At 53.3% G+C, this 18,566-nt stretch carries 15 protein-coding genes; all 15 read right to left on the bottom strand.

Annotated features, from left to right (window positions below; genetic code table 11):
- Positions 1 to 15: 15 nt before the first annotated feature.
- The 15 genes from RAC89_RS24985 to RAC89_RS24915 all read right to left on the bottom strand — a co-directional run bounded on the left by RAC89_RS24985 (position 16) and on the right by RAC89_RS24915 (position 18,561).
- Entirely contained in the window at positions 16 to 1,029 is a 1,014-nt protein-coding gene (locus RAC89_RS24985; RefSeq protein ID WP_306617776.1) for a C40 family peptidase, read from the bottom strand.
- Between the two features lie 183 nt (positions 1,030 to 1,212).
- A complete protein-coding gene (locus RAC89_RS24980) occupies positions 1,213 to 2,214 on the bottom strand; it encodes a Gfo/Idh/MocA family protein (protein WP_306616455.1) in 1,002 nt (333 codons plus the stop codon).
- 47 nt (positions 2,215 to 2,261) lie between these two features.
- Positions 2,262 to 3,713, bottom strand: a complete 1,452-nt coding sequence (locus RAC89_RS24975; protein WP_306616454.1) for a sulfatase family protein — start codon at positions 3,711 to 3,713, stop codon at positions 2,262 to 2,264.
- Positions 3,714 to 3,771: 58 nt separating this feature from the next.
- Positions 3,772 to 4,572 carry a sugar phosphate isomerase/epimerase family protein gene (locus RAC89_RS24970; RefSeq protein ID WP_306616453.1) on the bottom strand — a complete coding sequence of 267 codons (801 nt, stop codon included), beginning with the start codon at positions 4,570 to 4,572 and terminating at the stop codon, positions 3,772 to 3,774.
- Between the two features lie 18 nt (positions 4,573 to 4,590).
- Positions 4,591 to 5,580, bottom strand: a complete 990-nt coding sequence (locus tag RAC89_RS24965; protein ID WP_306616452.1) for a Gfo/Idh/MocA family protein — start codon at positions 5,578 to 5,580, stop codon at positions 4,591 to 4,593.
- Positions 5,581 to 5,594: 14 nt separating this feature from the next.
- Positions 5,595 to 6,572: an AraC family transcriptional regulator gene (locus RAC89_RS24960; protein ID WP_306616451.1), complete on the bottom strand. Its 978-nt coding sequence runs from the start codon at positions 6,570 to 6,572 to the stop codon at positions 5,595 to 5,597.
- A 104-nt stretch (positions 6,573 to 6,676) separates the two neighbouring features.
- Positions 6,677 to 7,486, bottom strand: a complete 810-nt coding sequence (locus RAC89_RS24955; protein ID WP_306617774.1) for a carbohydrate ABC transporter permease — start codon at positions 7,484 to 7,486, stop codon at positions 6,677 to 6,679.
- Positions 7,487 to 7,560: 74 nt separating this feature from the next.
- Positions 7,561 to 8,427, bottom strand: coding sequence for a carbohydrate ABC transporter permease (locus RAC89_RS24950; protein ID WP_306616450.1), 867 nt, complete (start codon positions 8,425 to 8,427; stop codon positions 7,561 to 7,563).
- 68 nt (positions 8,428 to 8,495) lie between these two features.
- Entirely contained in the window at positions 8,496 to 9,839 is a 1,344-nt protein-coding gene (locus tag RAC89_RS24945) for an ABC transporter substrate-binding protein (protein WP_306616449.1), read from the bottom strand.
- 129 nt (positions 9,840 to 9,968) lie between these two features.
- Positions 9,969 to 11,528, bottom strand: coding sequence for a response regulator (locus RAC89_RS24940; protein ID WP_306616448.1), 1,560 nt, complete (start codon positions 11,526 to 11,528; stop codon positions 9,969 to 9,971).
- Positions 11,509 to 13,332, bottom strand: a complete 1,824-nt coding sequence (locus RAC89_RS24935) for a cache domain-containing sensor histidine kinase (protein ID WP_306616447.1) — start codon at positions 13,330 to 13,332, stop codon at positions 11,509 to 11,511. Before RAC89_RS24935 ends, RAC89_RS24940 begins: the two co-directional genes overlap by 20 nt.
- 84 nt (positions 13,333 to 13,416) lie before the next feature.
- Entirely contained in the window at positions 13,417 to 14,871 is a 1,455-nt protein-coding gene (locus RAC89_RS24930) for an ABC transporter substrate-binding protein (protein ID WP_306616446.1), read from the bottom strand.
- 28 nt (positions 14,872 to 14,899) lie between these two features.
- Complete coding sequence (locus RAC89_RS24925) at positions 14,900 to 15,721, bottom strand: carbohydrate ABC transporter permease (protein WP_306616445.1); 822 nt, start codon at positions 15,719 to 15,721, stop codon at positions 14,900 to 14,902.
- An 11-nt stretch (positions 15,722 to 15,732) separates the two neighbouring features.
- A complete protein-coding gene (locus RAC89_RS24920; protein WP_306616444.1) occupies positions 15,733 to 16,680 on the bottom strand; it encodes a carbohydrate ABC transporter permease in 948 nt (315 codons plus the stop codon).
- Between the two features lie 447 nt (positions 16,681 to 17,127).
- A complete protein-coding gene (locus tag RAC89_RS24915; protein ID WP_306616443.1) occupies positions 17,128 to 18,561 on the bottom strand; it encodes a four-carbon acid sugar kinase family protein in 1,434 nt (477 codons plus the stop codon).
- Positions 18,562 to 18,566 lie beyond the last annotated feature (5 nt).

Genomic DNA, 18,566 nt, shown 5'->3' with positions numbered 1-18,566 from the left:
GTTATGTAGTCCCTATTATTTAATGACGCTGCCGCCGAACATAAACCGGTATTCCCAATGCTTGTTATCGATCGTATCCACACGAACTCCACCGGAATCGTTGGACCAAGTGTTCAGCATTTTTCCGTCACCTAAGTATATCCCGACATGCGTAATTCTTTGTCCTAATTTATTCGACCTCGGGTAATCGTCTGAGCCCGTTCCGCGGTAGGACATGAAAAACATCAAGTCGCCGCGTTTCAAGTTCTTCCAATTGGTTGTAATCGTATCGTGTTCCTTTACCCAGTCGCCTTGCTTACGCGAGTCCGAAGGCAGCGTAATACCGCCTGCTTCCTTGAAGATATGCCGAACAAAATCAGAGCAATCAAAGGTATTGGTATTGTTTCGATTGGAGCCGAATTCATATGGAGTACCCAAGAAATCGTAGCCGAGCGCTATCACCTTCTCAATTCTGGCCGATGCGCTGCCTTGGTTACCGGAGGAACCGCCGCTTGACGAGCCGCCGGAGGAACCGCCGGAGGAGCTGCCAGATACCTTAATGTATTTCGAGCTTGTCGATATGTAACCGACATCCCCATTCTTGTCGCGCACTTTATACCAATAGCTGTTCACCTGATCGAGTATCGTTACTTTCTCGTCTTCTTTCAGCATGCGAATCACACGGGAGTCCGTGCTGGAACCGGCGCGCATATTGACACCGCTGACGATTGTACCCGTCTGACTAGACTGCTGTGAGCTTTGCGATACGTTTATGTATTTAGAGTTGGAGGATACATAGCCTACATCGCCGTTTTTATCTTTGACCTTATACCAATAATTGTTCACTTTCTCGACGATCGTTACTTTCTCGTCTTCCTTCAGCATACGAATGATTCGAGAATCCGTATTTGGTGCGGTGCGGAAATACACACCGTCTTCAATAGTTCCGATTTGGGCAGCAAAGGCTTGTCCTTGAGGTATCAAGCTTGTCCCGGCCACTATAGCTGTGGATAGGAATGCCGTTAAACGCATGACTTTGAGCTTTGTCATTTTCACTGCAGTTTCCTCCATTTGGTCTAGTTGTTTGCCGGCTGGCATATTTACTATAACATAACCAAGTTTGGAAGAAATCCCTTAAATATTGCCAATTCACGCAGCAGAGGCATGGAGGACGGCGAAACGCCGTATCCCATGCCTCTACGTTCATAGATTACATAACTATTATTATGTAAACTACCATCGACCAACATCTATCACTTTGCCGTCACCAAGCTGCGATTGAATAGCCGCTTCAATGATCTCTTGAACGGCTAGCCCGTCTGCGCCGGAAGCCTCGATTCGATCGGGAGCGACCCCTTCCTCGAGCTGCTGAATGAACGTCGCGATACGGGATCGAAAGGTCGCGTCGAAGCCTGGAAAGCCACCAAGCACGGGGTTGCGGTAGACTCGAAGCTCCTCTTGTCCGTGGGGATAGTATGTTAATGACTCATAAACATTATCGAGCACAAAGCGCCCCCGATGTCCCGCTACCTCACAAGCTTCAATCGGATGCCGGTTATCCATGTCATAGCTGCCTACCAAGTGTCCGACGGCGCCGGAGGCGAACTCCAGATTGATGGAGGCGGTGGACCACATGGAGCGCCCCGGTGCCTTCGTCATGAAAGCTTGAACCCGCTTGACATCTCCTGCGAAATACCTCAGCACATCGAAGGAGTGCGGGTGCAGGGCTCGCATGTGCAGCCACGGGCTGGTTTCCTTCGCGTTGCCTATCGTCAGCTTCATGTTCACGAACAGCAGAGAGCCTAGGTCACCCGCATCGACCCATTCCTTCGCCTTACGTGCCATAGGGGTAAATCGATGGTTGAGGTTGCACCCGAGTCGGACCCCCTTTTCCCTCGCGAAGCTGACCATTTCCCGGGCTTCCCCGAGATCATTGGAGATCGGCTTCTCCACAAGAACACTCTTGCCTGCCGCGATGGCCGCCATCGCCGGGCCATGGTGGTGGGAACCGTTCTCCACTCCGCCGGTAGCCACGCTGACAAGATCGATCTCCTCCTGCTCTAACATCTGGTTCACGTCATAGTACGCCTTCGCTCCGAACAGTGCCGCCGCCCGGTCTGCCAGCTCCCGATCCAGATCACAAACGGCCTTCAGCTCAGCATCGGGATGCTCACCGTAAGAACGGCAGTGGATCCTCCCGATATTATTCAGCCCGACAACCGCAACCTTCTGCATTTCGCCCTCTCCTCGATTCGTTATTTCGCCGGTTCGCTCTTGCCGAATCAGGCCTTCTCCGACGAATTCTCACGGGCTGCCGCAACCGTTTCGGCTCCCTGGCCCGCTTCCTTCTCCGCCTCCTTGGCCTGCAGCTTTCTTGCCGAGGAAGCTGAACGAATCTGCATGGAATCATAGGCCTGCTGGGAGGACGTGAAAGGACCGCACCCCTTCCCGTGCCAGTTCAGATTCGTGTACATCGGGTTGGTGCGTCCGGTCGCCCGCTCTCGTGCAGCGATATGCGACTCCATTCGTGCTGTCAGCAGCTGTACGAGCTCCGGTTCTTCTGCAGCTACATTGTTCAGCTCAAGCGGATCCCGGATCAGATTGTACAGCTCTACCTCCGGCTTGAAGTGCAGATCCGGCTCCAGCGCTACGATCAGCTTCCACTCCGGGGTGCGCCAGCCATGCTTGCGCATCCAGGTGCACTCGGTGATGTACATTTCGCTCTCCGGGACGCGTTCCTCTCCCCGGATGAGCGGCAGTAGGGACCTGCCGTCGAAGGAGATGTCCGTATCGATGCCCATAAGCTCCAGTAAGGTCGGCATAATGTCTTTAATCTGCGTGGGGCTGCTTACCCGCTTGCCGGACGGAAGCTTGCCGGGGTAACGCAGGATCAGGGGGACGACCAAATTCGATTCGTATAACCCGTGATGGTCGTAATAGCACTCATGCTCGTTCAAGGTTTCCCCATGATCTGAGGTCACGACAACCAAAGTTTCCTCCTCCAGACCAAGCTCCTCCAGTTGCCGGAACAATGCTTGAATGGATGCGTCCATGTAAGCGACAGCCCCGTCGTACTGAGCATCAATATACGAACTGTCCGTGCAGCCTTCGGGAAACCAAGAGGTGAAATATTCGACAAACGGCTTAAAATCATATAAAGCATCCAAGGAGCGATTATTCGGATTTTTCTCATCCCCGCCGTAAAAAAGCCGCTCAAACGGTTTCGGAGGCAAATAAGGAGTGTGCGGGTCCATGTGACGAAGGAATAAGAAGAACGGATGTTCTTCAGCCGCAAGCCTCTTCAGCTCGGGCAGCGTGACCTCGTTCAGGTTCTCCGCTTTGGGACAGCGTCCCGTTTCGTCCGGCAGCCATGCTTCATAGTTCAGATACGTCTGAAAGCCGCGTGCCGAAGGGTTGCCGGTGAAGCCGACGCAGGTTGTATTATAGCCCTGCTCCTCCAGTACCTCCGCGAGCGTCTTCACATGTTCGCCGAGCGGACCGCCGTGCCGCAGCGCAACGACATCCGTACCGAAGCAGTCCATTCCCGTGAGCATTGAGGCATACCCCGGAGTAGTGGGGATGCTTGGTGAAAAATGCTGCTCGAACAGCACCCCCTCCTGACTCAATCGATCCAGATGCGGGGTCGTTAGGCGGGAATAACCGTAGCTGCTCATATGATCTCTCCGCAGGCTGTCAATTCCGAGCAATAGCAGGTTGGGCCGTTTTTTCTTCATCGGACAGGACTCCTTTTCGTTAGGCTGATAACTAGAGATGAATTACAGCTTAGCGAGCTTATCTGGCTCCAAGAGACTTCAATACCGCATGCAGATATCCGCGGCTTTCGGCGGCGACAACGGACAGCTGTGCGAGAGAATGACCGTTCGCCCCGATCACCTCCAGATTGACCGGACCGTCATAACCGCTCTCCACTAGCACCTTGCAGTAATCGATCAGGTTGATATCTCCGCGTCCACAGGCTTGGGCCTCGATGGGACCAGGACCCGCCTGGCGCCCCTTGCAGTCCCGGATATGAATATGGCGTACCCGGTTGACCACCTGGGCCAGCGCTTCCTCGGGATTCTCGCCGGCGCGATAAATATGGCTCGGATCCATATCGATCCCGAACGCGGCCGAGTCAATGCTCTCCATCGCGCGAAGCGTAGTAGGCGTATTGTAGACCGACTGTCCTACGTGCGCTTTGACACACAAGGTCACCCCATATTCACCGGCCAGCTCCGCCATCCGCGTAAGCTTATCGATCGAAGCGGACAAGTCCTCGTCCACGTTCGATTTGCCCCCCGGCCCGACGTTTACGTTAGGAATACCGAGCTCGCGAGCAGCCTCGAATGCCAGCTGAAGCCGCTGCTCATCCAATGAGGCTACCTCCATCGAGAGAAGCGCAAGGCCAAGCTCCTCTGTGATCGCCTTGATTTGCGGGGCTTGCTCCCTCCAACGTTCCAGCTCAAGATGCTCGCACATGCCTTTAATCGCCGCCAGCTCGATTCCGTCGTACCCGCAGAGCTGAATATGCTTAGCTGCGGTTGCGAAATCGTATTCCTTGAACAACACCGAGTTTATTCCTAATCGAATCATCGTTTCATCCCCCTATGATTAAAGCTCGACGATACTGGATGTTTCAAAGGAGCGGATCGCAGCCTCAATAATGTATTGAGCCCGAAGTGCATCTTCTCCGGAGCCGTTGATTTGGTCGAAGGGCACCTTGGCGTCCAACTGCTCGATCCAATCACTAATACGGCTCTTGAACGTTTCCGGGAAGGCCTTCATACCGCCAAGGCAGCTGTAGGTTTCCGTCTCAATCCCTTGCCGCGGATAAAAGGTAAGCTGCTCGCACGCATCCTCGAGCACGAATCGGCCCTTGGACCCGACCAGCTCGCAGCGCTCCAGCCCATAGCTCGGTCCGGCATCGTAGCTCCCGACCAGGTTGCCAATGGCGCCGTTCTCGAATTCCATGATGATTTGGGCATTGGACCAAATCGTTCTGCCCTCTCCCTTCATCATAAAGGCAGCTACACGCTTCACGTCGCCGCAGAAGTAGCGGATGACATCGAACGAATGCGGATGAAGCGCCCGCAAATGAAACCACGGGGAGGTCTCCACCGGATTATTGATCCACATTTTCATGTTGATCATGTGCAGCTTGCCGAGACGCCCTTCCTCCACCCAACGCTTGGCCCGCTCCGCCGCGGGAGTGAAGCGGTGATTCAAATTCACGCCGTAGGGAAGCCGCTTCTCCCGGGCAAGCGCGACCATTTGTTCTCCTTCCTCGATCCGGTTGGAGATCGGCTTCTCTCCGAGAACCGGAATGCCTGCGCCGAGCAGCTGCATCGTCGGTTCAAAGTGCTCCCCGCCGTTCTCTTCCCCCTTCGTCGCTACACTGCAAGCGTCCAGCCGGATCCCGCTGTCCAGCATCTCCTGCACGCTGTAGAATGCGCGGCAGCCGAATTTCTCGGCCGCCCGGTCGGCCTTCTCCTTCATAATATCGCATACGGCCACAAGCTCCGTTTTCGGATGCTCCTTATACACCCCCGCATGAATGGATCCGATATTCCCGACCCCGACGACCCCAACCTGCAACGTCATATCACTACCTCCGTTTATGAACTGGATTTGGTATACAGCTCCCTGTACTGCCCCGGGGGACAGCCGACCTTGCGCCGAAACAGCTGTGTGAAGAAAGACGGATCTTCGTAGCCGACCTTATGGGCGATCTCGATCACCTTCTCATGACCGTCCAGCAAATACTGCTTGGCTCGCTCGATACGAATTTGATGAATGCGCTCCGTTACCGTCAGCCCGGTCTCTTGCTTGAAGATGCGGTTCAGCTGCCGGTTGCTGATATTGAAAAAATCGCATAAATCCGGCACCGCCAGCTTCTGGTCAAAGTGCCGCTCCAAAAAACCGTTGATTCTGCGGATCAAAACCGTCCGCTCTTTCTCTAGCGGCTTGTGCTCTTGGCTGCATCCCTCGGCATAAAATCGGGACAGAATGATCAGCAGCTGAAGCAGCTGCAGCCGGATGACCGTCGGGTAACCGGGGCGATGCTGCTCCCACTCGACGATCATGGCCTTAAGCAGGGCGCTGACCTCCCCCGCTTTGGGACCGGACAGGTTGAGCTTGTGGTGAAAGCGCTCTCGTGCATCGAGAAAGGGATATACGTAGAAGTAGTCCATGGAGCGGGAAACCCCCAATTCGCGCAGAAGCGCTTCATTGATCAGCTCAGGCATGAACAAGCAATTGATGAGCTCGATGCGCTGACCGGGCATCGTCCGGTACGAGTGCACCTCACCCGGATTGATGATGAAGACATCGCCGGCCCGGATCGGATAGCTTTGTCCCTCGAAGCAATGCTCAGCCTGACCGTCCGCTAAGTACACCAGTTCAACAAAGTCATGCGAATGTTCCGTAATTTCCTTGTCATGAACATAGGAACCGATGCTGAAGGGGCATTCACTTTCATGAAAAAACTGTGCCTTGTGCAGCTGGCGTACCATGGATCCTCCTTCGTTTCTTCGGAATACGCCATGCTCGTGCTTGTAATTGTGTAAGGCAGGCGCTTCCTGCGTAGTAGCCATCTTCCTCCCTTTCCATTTCCTGCTACATTTATCATAATGGAATCCAGCGCTTTCCGCATTGTGAAATCCGCCAATTTCATAGGCGATTACGCCAAACGACCTCCTTATCCTTTCACGGCACCCGCCGTCATCCCTGCTACGATCCTTTTATTGAAAAATAAAAATAAGATAAGCGGTGGAATGGAAATCAAGACCACATCGGCAAAAAGCAAATTCCAATTCGTCAGATACATGCTCATGAAATTGTATAGCGTCAGCTGTACGGTTGCGTTCTCCGCTCCGGGCAAAAAGTACAGCGGGTTTACAAAGTCATTGAAGATGCTGACCGATTGAATAATGATAATGGTGGAGGAAACCGGCTTTAACAACGGGAAGATGATGTGCGTAAACAGCTTGAAGCCCCCGCAGCCGTCAATGAACGCGCTCTCGTCGATGTCGCGCGGAACGGTAGCCGTGAAAGCCTTATACAGTATGGCGCAGAAAGGAAAATGAAGGGCGATTTCTACCAGCGTCAAGCCGGGAAGCGTCTTGAACAGCCCTACGGAATTCAGTACCCAGATCGTCGGCACTACAGCCGGGGGAATCATGAGACCCGCGAGGACGAGAAAGTTAAGGGTGGCCGCTCCCCTGCTCCGCTCCCTGCGCTGAAGCACGAAACCGGCAAGTGAACTGACAAAGACAAGACCGGTTAGAGACAGAACGGTAAGCAGCGTGCTGTTGTAAAATGCTCTGATCAGCATATGATCGGAAGCGGTAAGCACGGCCGTATAGTTTTCAATGATGTGCAGCGTATCCGGCCAGGACATCGTCATATCCGCGGCCTTCACACTCGATTTGAACGAATTGACAATAACAAAATAAAAGGGCAACCAAAAAATGACTGTAGATAATACGAGCATCACCAGCGTCACCATCGATCGGCTGAAGAACGAGAGGACGCCGGCTTTTCGCTTTGCCAAGACGGACTGCGATACTCGAACGGTGCCGCTCACAGCTCCACCTCCCGTCGGTTGAGGAACATGTACAGCGGGAAGGCCAGCAGCGAGATGCCGATGAACAAGATCACATTGCCCGCAGTAGCCAAGCCGTAAAAGCCCGCCTGATACTGCTTGTAAATAATGGAGGCGATCAGATCCGTGGAGAAGCCCGGGCCGCCTCGTGTCGTCGCCCAGATTAAATCAAAGGTGCGCAGCCCTCCGATAAACGCAAGAATAATAACCGAATTCATTGCAGGCCGGCTAAGCGGCAGCGTAATGTGCCAAAAGCTTCGGAAAGCACTGCCCCCGTCGATTCGGAGCGCCTCGTAATAGTGCTGGGGGATGGACATAATGCCTGCGATGTAGATTACGGTGGCGATCCCTACCCCCTTCCAGACGTCAATCAAGGCAACGGAGTACAAGGCAAGCTTCGTATTGCCGAGCCAGTCCGGGCCTTCAATGCCGATGGAGGCCAAAGCGCTGTTAATGACCCCCTGCGTCGGATGCATCATCGTGCTGAAGGCAATCCCAACGGCAATCGTACTGAGCAGCGTCGGGAAAAACACCATCGAGCGGAAATAATCCTTAAACCAGATCCGTGAGGTTAGCAGCGTGGCCAAGAGCAGCGCCAGGACCACCTTCAGCCCGCAGGTGACGACGGCGTAAATCAACGTATTCTTAAACCCGATTCGCAGTGACGTTTCCTCGAAGAACATGACATAATTGTCAAAGCCGATGTACTGCCACTTCGTTAATGTCCACCGTGTCATGCTAAAGAACAGCGACATGATCGTCGGAAGCAAATAGAACACGAAGTAGATGACTCCTGCCGGAAGCAGGAATAAGTAAGAATACATCTTCTTCTGCGCTAAGGTCATCCCATTCCCTCCTTGAACCGCGGTCCCGCCCAAGGAAGGGGAAACCGCGGCTACTGGTATTCTGCTGCTTACCAGCCCGGTAAATTGAGCTGCTGTGCTTGCTTCCTGACGTCCTTGTCATAATCGCTTGCCCCGTCGGCGGGAGATTTCTGGCCGGTGCCGACCTCAATAAGCAGGCTTTCCAGGTTCGGACCTTTCACCGGTGAGACAAATTCGAGTGCAGGTGCGGTTTTACCCGCGTCAAAATAGCTCTGCATTTCTTTAATCCCCTCATACGCGTCGTCCGGAACGTTAATGCCCTTAATGACATAAGGTCCGTTAGCTTTGCTCTTGGTCATATAGATCTTCATGCCCTCCGAAGAGACCAGGAACTCCAGAAACTTTTTGGCCGCATCCGCATTCTTGCTCTTCTTGTTAATATAGAGCGCGTTCGGCAGCCATACGGTAAACCCGTTGATGCTGGGATTGTCGCTTGGAACCGGGAATACGCCGATATCGTTCACCTTATCCGGGAAGTTCTGGGCCAGCGCATCGACCGCGTGGGTCAGCATCGGATATTGGACACCGCTGCCTTCCGCCAGCATTTTGAGCGCCCCGTCGTAAGTGGTTGCGAGGAAATCCTTATTCATGTAACCTTTATTGAACGTTTCCGCCGTCATCTCGAAGCCGCGTAGGGCCGCCGGCGTCGTTGCATATTTGGCTTTGTTCTCGGTGTAGTCCTTAACGAAATTCGGGTTCTGCGCCTGAACGTTGTAATGGTTCGCAAGCACATAGAGCTGGGAGGTCCAGGTTGTCTTATAGGAGCCGATGACAGCCGTTTTGCCGGCCGCTTTGATTTTGTCGCTATTGGCAATGAATTCCGACCATGTTTTGGGTACCGTAAGCCCAAGCTCCTTATAAACCCGTTTGTTATAGAGAATCCCGCCCACATTGGAGGAGCCGCCGGGCACGCCAAATACCTTCCCGCCGGAGCTGACCGTTACTTTAAAGGAATCAAGCAGCTTATCCATATAAGGCTCCTTCGTGAGGTCGACGAAATTCTCTTCCGGGTTCAACGCCTGGAACAACGAGCCCGAGTTGTAGTATAAAATATCCGACATTTCTCCGGTGGCCAGCCTCGTCTTCACCAGGTTATCACCTTCCGTTCCGTCGGGCTTCACATCGAATTTGATCTTGAGGTTCAGCTTCTTCTCCGCTTCCGCGGCTACGGCCTGAAGGGCCGGATATGCCGTTCCCGTCGTCCCGGTCAACAACGTAAGCGTTTTCAGTTCAGGTCCCTTGCTATCCGCCGGAGCCGTTTTATTGTCCCCCGGAGCCCCTCCTCCTGTAGTCTGGCCTTGGGAGCATCCCGCAGCGGCTGTGGACAGCAGTGCTGCGCAAGTAATGAAGGCAACGATTTGTTTACGTTTCATACGAATACCCTCCCCATAAGTGAAACCTAACCTAGGCGGCCGTGAAGCCCACCCGGCATCCAGGGTGCTGTACCCATGGAATGATAATTTCATTGTAGGAGATAAGCTTACACGGGAATACATACGATTTTACCGATTGAGGGGGACATTTTTTCCTTCGCTGCTCTCCGGTTCCATTGATGCGGACATCGCCTGCTTAGCATACAGATGAGGTGTCATGCCCACCAGCTTCTTGAACTGCGCGCTGAAATACTTGGGATCCTCGTAACCCACGAGCCTGCTCACCTCCTGCAGCCCGCAGGCGCCACCGCACAGCAGCTCCTTGGCTTTACGGATACGAAGCTCCGTAACATAGTCGGAGAACGTGAACCCGGTTTGCTCCTTGAACATGCGGGACAAGTATCCCAAGCTGACATGATGCTGTTGGGCGAACTGCTGCAGGGACATGTGGTTACGGTATTCCAAATGGATAAGGTGCAGCAGAATGGGGATCAGCTCCTTCGGACTGGCCTCCTTCCTGTCCTCCGCCCCATAGAGCTCTACCAGCTTGTCATGAAGGGGAGAAAGCAATTTGTCGTAGTAATAAATATGCTGAAACAACTGCGAATCGTCATGAAGATCGGGAACAGGAAGATGGCCGGTTCGAGAACGGTACAGATTGAATTTGAGCGAATAGAACATGTCGTTCATCAACAAATCGAGCTGCCGTTTGGTCAAACGATGACGGCGCAGCTCGTTCAGCAGACGCATGAGGACATCCTTTCCTTTGGAGAGCTCTCCTTTGCGATAGTGCGATTCCAGAATCCGGATGCGATCCCAGACGCCGCCCAGGTCTGCATCCGCAGGCTGCTCGTTCATCGATACGATCGTCGGAAATTCAAACAGCTTGTGCTCCTCCAGATGCTTCTTAAGCCGTTCCAAGACTTCGAACAAAGATTGTCCTGCCGGTTTCCGAACAAAGCCGATATGCAAGGCCTCAGGGCCGTGATGCTGCGGTGCCACCCACTCTGTTAACCGGGTTTTTACAATCTCCTGCCGAAGCGAAGCCGCCGCCCTGCTAAGGAAGACCTTATGCCTGCCGTCCAAATCTACTTTTACGAAATCCTCCTTGGCAGGAACGCATAGCAAAGTCATCAGCCTCTCGGTAGTTTGCATCGAATTCGTAAGCTGGCTTTTGCCCTCATCAGCCTCACCGGATACGAGGATTAGCAGACAGGCTTCTTCGTGAAAGCCTAATAACCTGGGATCGGACGGCAGCTCCGGCGTGAGCAGCATCCGTGTCAAGGAGACATGAAACCATTCCTCCGTTTTCTTCCTTTCCTCCAGCAGCTGCCGCAGCGCTTGATCAACAGCCTTGTACAGAGCCTCCTTGGAAACGGGCTTAACCAAAAAATCCACGACACCGAATTTCATGCCCATCCGCGCATACTCGAATTGGTCATGGACACTGATGATCATTTTCTTAATGGAGGGGTCCAGAAGGTTCAGCTCCTTCACCAGCTCCAGTCCGTCCATACCGGGCATGTTGATATCGGTTAGCACGAGATCCGGAAGAATCTCCCCCGCTGCTTCCAGCGCTTCCTCCCCATTGGAGAATGAATATATCCGGTGCTCCGGCTCATAGACCCGGAACAGCTCAACCAGCTCCGCCAATGCCCAATATTCATCCTCAACCAGAAAGATGTTCATAGCTCTCTTCAGCCTCCTCCTCTTGTTCTGCGAACGATAAAGGCATCCTAAGGGTAACGGTCGTTCCCGAGCCGGGGTTGCTCTCGATGAACGCTCCGTATTCCCTGCCGTAGAACAGCTGAATCCGTTGATGAATATTCAGCAGGCCAACGCCGCTCGACTCCCTTTCTAAACCCTGCAGCGCATGGGTCGTACCGAGTGACCGCTGCAAGACGGTAAGCCGTTCCGGCTCGACGCCGTCCCCGTTGTCCGAAACGGTCAGGAGCAGCATACCCTCCCGCACCTCCGCCTGGATATGAACTCTCCCGCCGGATTTCCTTCGTTTCAGGCCGTGGTTAACAGCGTTCTCAACAAGCGGTTGAAGGGTCAGCTTCAGCAGTCTGGCCTTCATCAGCGAATCCGGGATACGGTATTCAAGCTCCAGACGGTCACCGAACCGGTGCTGCTGGATTTTGAAATAGTGCTGAAGGTGTGCCAGCTCCTCCAGAAGTATGACGGGCCTGTCGAGCTGCTTCATGCTGTATTGGAACAGACCGGCCAGCGATACGCAAATCTCGGCCACTTCCTCGATGCCCCGCAGACGGCTGATCGATTTCATAATGTTTAACGTGTTAAATAAAAAATGCGGATTGATCTGTGCGTGGAGGGCGGCAAGCTGAGCATTTTTCTCCGCCAGCTTGGACTCATAGACCTCATGAATGAGACGCGAGATGCTGTCCAGCATATGGTTGTACATCCGGCTTAGCTTGCCGATCTCGTTCCGTCCGGTATACTCCATCCGTTGGTTGAAATTGCCAAGCTCCACACTGGACATCTTACGCATCATGTTACGGAGGGGAAGTGTAATTTGATGCGACAGCGTATAGGAGACCAAGGCGACGAGAAGCATGGTAACCAGTCCGGCGGCAACAATCAGGTTTCGGATGTTCTGCTGCTTGTGAAGCACTATCGTCTTCGGGATAAGCGAAACGGTATGCCAGCCGGTATAACCGGAAGCCTCATAAGTATAAAAGTAAGCTTTGCTCCTCCACACCAGCTCGCCTGCGGATTGCCCGGGCTTCAGCGAATCCATAGGGAACATCGGACGCGAGCCTTCCCCCCCTACGCTTCCGTTCTCATAAATGATCTCCCCCTGCTCGTCCAGGAGCAGCATGGTCATTTGGGTTCCCAGCTCATCCGCCTGCAGATTCGGGAGTGCCAGCGCCTTAAAGGCATTAACGTTGATATGGATCGTGGCTACTCCGATGGCCTGCTGCGTAGGAATGCGATGAATGCGCCGGTGGAACGAGACGATCCGTTTGGCCGGTTCCCCTATGCCTTCACCGCTGACGGAGGTTTGCAGAATAAACTTTTTGCTTTCCAGCTCCTCCACGAGCGTTTGAAGCTTTTCCCGAGGATAAGGAGCGGCGGGATGTTTCTCGACCATTTTGACATAGTAGTACAGATAACCGTCCAAAGTATGAATCGAAATGCCTTGAACATAGGGCTTAGGATAGGAAAAATCAAATAAAAACGGGCTCAATCTATAGCCGATCAGCTCCTTTTCGAAGGAATCGCCGGCTCTCTTATAATCCATTAGAGCGCTTTGGACGGCAGGAGAAATCGATACGGATAGAGAAAGCTCTTCGATATTTTGCATATACAAATCGACCATTTCTGAAAATTGCCTGGAGATGATAGAGGATAAAGAGGATGCTTGGTGCATAATATCGCGGGTATATTTGATGTAGAACATGCCGCAGGTGATCCCGACGATAAACAAGGATACCATGGAAAAGGAAAGGAACATCTTCGTCTTTAGCATAGGCAAGGGCTCCGTCCTTAGTGTGCTGGAAGAACAAAGATGGGGATACCCGTCACCCTTTAGGCAATCCGTATCCCCTGTCTATTACTTTATTCCGTAATGATTCTGCGCATTCCATTTGTTCTCTTCCTTCTTCTGCTGCACTCCGGCCTGCATTACCTTCTTAAGGTCACCTACGTACGTCTCCAAAGGAATCGAGCCCTCCAAATAAAGCTGCCCCAGCTTCTGATTGTTCTCGGTCACGTTCTTATCCACCTCGCCGCCGTAAATGTTCAGCTTCATCGGGTCGCCTACGAACGCGAAGCCCTTCAGATGATCCGGCAGCTCCGCCGTCGTAGTCGCCGGCGTACGATACAGCTTCTCCGCATGGTTCCCTTGTATTTTGGCGGAGGTGATATAGGCCATGAAATCAATGGCTGCGTCAAGCTTTTCCGGCTTGATGGATTTGGGAATAGCGAGGTTCCCTGCAGGCACGCCGCCGATTTCCATCAGCTTGCCCAGGGCCTGCGGATGATTCTCCTTGGTCAAGTAAGGAAGCGGGAAAGCCGCCATCTCGAAGCCGCGGGCCTTGGACTCGAAGAGCGATTTGCTTTGTCCTGAGGTTCGCATCACCATGGCGACTTCGCCGCGCAGAAACATATCCGAGGAGCTGGCGAAATCGATGCCGTTATAGCCTTTCGGCCAATATTGGCTCCAGTGCTTAATGATCGGAAACACGTCCTTGTAAGGCGGCTTCGTGATGTCTACGGTCCCTTCGTCTACGGCCTTCACATATTCGTTGATTTCGATAAAGCCGCTTTTGTTCGTATCCAGCTGCTCGTATTGACCTGCAATCAGCTCCTCCGTCAAGATGCGCACCGACCAGCTGTAGCTGTAATCGCCCGGCTTCGTATTTGGAAATCCGAAGGGAGTCACGCCGATCGCCTTAAGCTTCTCCTGCGCGGCGAGGAATTCGTTCCACGTTTGCGGCGGCTTGGTGATACCGGCCTTGTCGAATAAATTTTTATTGTACAGAACACGAACCGAGTCTACGCTTGTAGGCACGCTGGCATATGTCTGGTTATCACCGATCAGCCGCTGCAGCAGCGCCTTGGGAAAAATGTCCGACCAAGCTTTATCGCCAAGATGGGGCTGCTTCTTCGTATAGTAAGGGGTAAGATCCGTAAGCAGTCCTTTCTTTAAGTCCTCCTGATCCCAAATATATCGGGTCGTAAAAATATCCGGCGCCGTTCCTCCGATCAGTTGAGTCGTGACCCAGGCCCTGTGCTGTTCGACGCCCCCGAAGTTCTGCAGCTGCAGGCGGATCTCCACATCCGGCCGTTTCTCCCTATAAGAACGCACCGTCTCCTCCCATACCTGCTGCTCCGTCTGATCGCCGCCCGCCTCCGACATGACCATGACGTTAAGCTCGATTTTACTGCCGCCGGTGTTGTCCCCGCCGGAGGAATCTGTTAAAGAAGCTTCACCGCACCCGGAAAGAACCAGGGGCAGGGTAACACAGAGGGGAATGAGACTTCGGATGGAACGTTTGATACTCATGGGCAAGCACCCTTCCGTATAGAATTGGTTAGCCTTTCACGGCACCGGCGGTAATTCCGCTGATGAACGGCTTCGTCGCAGCAACGAACAATATGAGCAGCGGCAGCGATGCAATGACGTACCCTGCAAACTGGATTCCTTGAACCTGATCCAAAGGCCCTTTCATATTGCTTAGTGCCAAGATGATAGGCTTCACCCTATTGCCCGAGGTGACGACAAGCGGCCATATATAGTTGTTCCAGCCGTTCAGCGCGTTAATAATGGCTACGGTTGCGATCACGGGCTTGGATAACGGTACGATGAATTGGGCAAAAATGCGCAGCTCTCCGGCCCCCTCGATTTCAGCCGCTTCGATCAAGCTTCCGGAGATGCCCTCAAAGAAGGTCCGCATCAGCATCGTAGCCAGCGCCGAAGCCCCGGCCATGGGGCCTAGGATTTGCGCCCAATACGTATTGAGCAGCCCGAGCTGCTTAAATAGGATGAATTGCGGAATCAATAGCAGAAAGCCCGGCACCATCATCAGGAGAAGGATCAGGTAGTACAACGGCTCTTTGCCGAAGAACGTGAACCTCGCGAAGGAATAGCCGGCGAGCGTGGAATTGAGCAGCACACAACCGATGATTCCGGCAGAGATCAACAGCGAGTTTCCTATAAAGGGAGCCGTTTGCAGAAAAGCCGACACAAAGTTGTCTGCATGCAGCGGGAGCACCGGGTACCAGAAATGATGGACAATTTGATCCTGAAGCTTCAATGAGGTGATCATCAGCATGTAGAACGGAAATAACGTCAGGATCAGAAGCCCGGCAAGGCAGATTTGGTTTACGGCCCTGCCTAATGACCATGTTCGCATCAGAGCGCCTCCTAATCCAAAGATTCCGTTCGTTTGATGAAACGGTTCGTCGTAAGCGTAAACAAGAAAAGAATAAGGAAGACCACCACACCGATAGCGGAAGCATAGCCGAGCTCATTATACTCGAACCCCTTTTTGTACAAATATAAGGCGGGCGTTAATGTGGAGAAGCCCGGTCCGCCGTTGGTCAGCACCAGAACATTCTCGAAGCTCTGAAATTGATGGATGAAAGCCAAAATGACGACCAGCCGAATCTGATTCCTGATCAGCGGAAGTTCGATATGCAGAAACCGCTGCCAGGCATTCATTCCCTCGATGCTCCCCACCTCGAATAATTCCTTGGAAATCGTAATGAGCCCTGCCAGGTAGATGAGGAAGTAGATTCCTCCGATCCACGGAAAATTGACGAACAGAAGGGCGCCGAGGGCCGTGGCGCTTTCCCCGAGCCAGGCATGCACCCAGGCTTCCAAACCGAGCTGTCTCAGCAGTGTATTCAGCACTCCGTTGCCCATATATATCCAGCGCCACAGCAAGAAAACAATCACGTGAGGCACAACCATCGGGATCAGAAACAGCACCCGGTATATACTTTGCAGCTTCTTAGGCGAGTGGAACACCCCAATGGCGGCATAAAGCGGCAGGGTGAGCTGGATCAGGACGAAAATCACCGTAAGCACGGCTGCATTTTTAAGCGAAACGTAAAAAGTGGGGTCCTGAAAAAGCTTCGCATAATTTTGCCATCCGAGGAACGTATTGAGGTTCGCCCCGTTCCACTGATAGAACGATTTCACTATGGCGGTGAACAGCGGATAATATTTGAATAGTCCCATGGATACGAAAATGGGAATGAGGAAGGCGTAGGCGGTCACATGCTTTTTGATAAGCCGTTTCTTTTTCAACCGGGAGGCCTCTTCGGTTCGGACCGGATCGGCAGCTTCGGGGATCAGGTGTTTATTCAAAGCCCTCCCTCCTCTCCATCGTTGACATCCCTTGCATAGCTTTATCATACCGGGAGGACCGGGTTTCTTCATTGTCTATTGCGCCATTCTTCTTGGCGATTCGGTCATGCGGGCGGATTACGCATACCAATTAAGGAAAGCGCTATGCAGTTAAAATAGCACATTTCTGCAAAAAGGCAGCTTTTCCCAAGAAATGTATCCAAATCAAAGAGATTTCTGCGAATATACAACATTTCAAGACCATTTGCCTCGGTTTCGGCCATTGTGATCTCTCAAAGATGCGTATTCTCACAAATCTCGTTCTGAACCTCGTTTAGGGTTAAGGATTGTTGCACTTTAGCAGCTTTGCACCCCAGACGGGATGAGCACTGCTTCACCGTTTCCCCTGTAATCTTCAAATCGTGCAAAGCCATATAGCCAGGCCGCTTATGCGACCTGGCTTACCATTTATACTTCCGATGCATTAACGGGCTTGCCTCCAAGCCGCACATGCTCGAAGAAGCCGTCGCTGCCCACCTGACCGCCTTTGAGCACCATTTCCAGCCCGTCGATCGCCGCGTGATGGGAATACGCACGGCAAAGCGGCCCGCCCGGCTCAAGCGTCGCTTTGCATTCCAACGCAAAGATGCCCAGCTCCCGGGTAACATAGCCCGACGTATCTCCCCCTGCAATAACGATGCGGGTGAGGCCGGCCTCCATGACTAGCTCCCTGGCCAACGCTCCAAGCAATGCGCCAAGCATTGCGCTGCTATCCTCTGGACGCAGTCCTCGGCTCGTCAGCAAGTCCCGCAGCTCCCCGATGCTGGCATCCGCAGGCCCGGCCGCCGAATAAAGGATGACACTCCGCTGTTCTTTGAGGATCTGAAGCGTCTCCTGACGCAGCTTCTCCATAACCACAGGGGTCTTCTCCGGCTTCATTAGCTCCGTCACCGGAACGCGAATCCCCGCATAACCCGCCTCGAAGGCGCGTTTCAATTGCCTTTCCGTAATTGGCGAACAGCTCCCTGAAACAACGAGGAGCCGGTCAACGCTTTGCGCCGTCGGGGCAAGCCGTTCCTCAGCCGGAATCAATCCTGCTTCTCTCCAGGCTGAAGTAAGTGCATACTCCACCCCGGAGGAGCCGATAACAAATATGCCTTCGCCTTGATCCGCCTGCTCCCAGATCAATCGACCTGCTGTCGCGAGTCGGCGTTCATCCAGGACATCGAACAGCACCAAATCCGGCTGCTCGTTCTGTACGATAGCTTCGAGGCGCCCGCGGACATCAGGATACAATCCGTCGAGCGCCACGATATCGAGTAGGGACGTTAGCAGCTTGGTTTGTTGTTTTAAATGCTCCCGAAGGTCCGATTCCCTCATAGGAGTTACCGGATGAAGCGACATCGTGGGATGCCGGTCCAATCGATACACATGTCCTCCTGCTCCAGCAAAATGATGACCGAACAAGGTATAGCGCTTAAGGTACGGTACACCTACCAGAAGAGGAATATACCCACCCTTCTTTTTCATAAATACTTCTCTGCCGATTTCAGCCGCCTTACCGATGCTTCCGGTGTCCGGCGAGGAATCGAAGGTCGAACACACCTTGTAGTGAAACACGGCAGCACCCGCACGCTGCAGCATTTCGAACAGAGGGCGAAGCTCCCGCTCCATCGCTTCCGGCGGCAAAGAACGACCGATGCCCGCCACCCCAAAGCAATCGGCGGCCTCGAATCGTCCGCCCAGCATTTCCTCGGACGGAGGCTCTAGAAACAGAACCGTACGGAGACCTGCACGAAACAGCGCTTCCAGCACATCCGTAGAGCCGGTAAAATCATCGCCGTAATAGCAAAGGAGACGTCGAGCTTTAACCTTCCGCCCCTTCGTCATAGCTTCCTCCATCGGTA

Origin of the sequence: Paenibacillus sp. GD4 (genome assembly GCF_030846225.1) — a bacterium.
Taxonomy (GTDB): Bacteria; Bacillota; Bacilli; order Paenibacillales; family NBRC-103111; genus Paenibacillus_G; species Paenibacillus_G silviterrae.
Note: the sequence above shows the minus strand (reverse complement) of the source record. Positions and strands in the feature narration are given on the sequence as shown.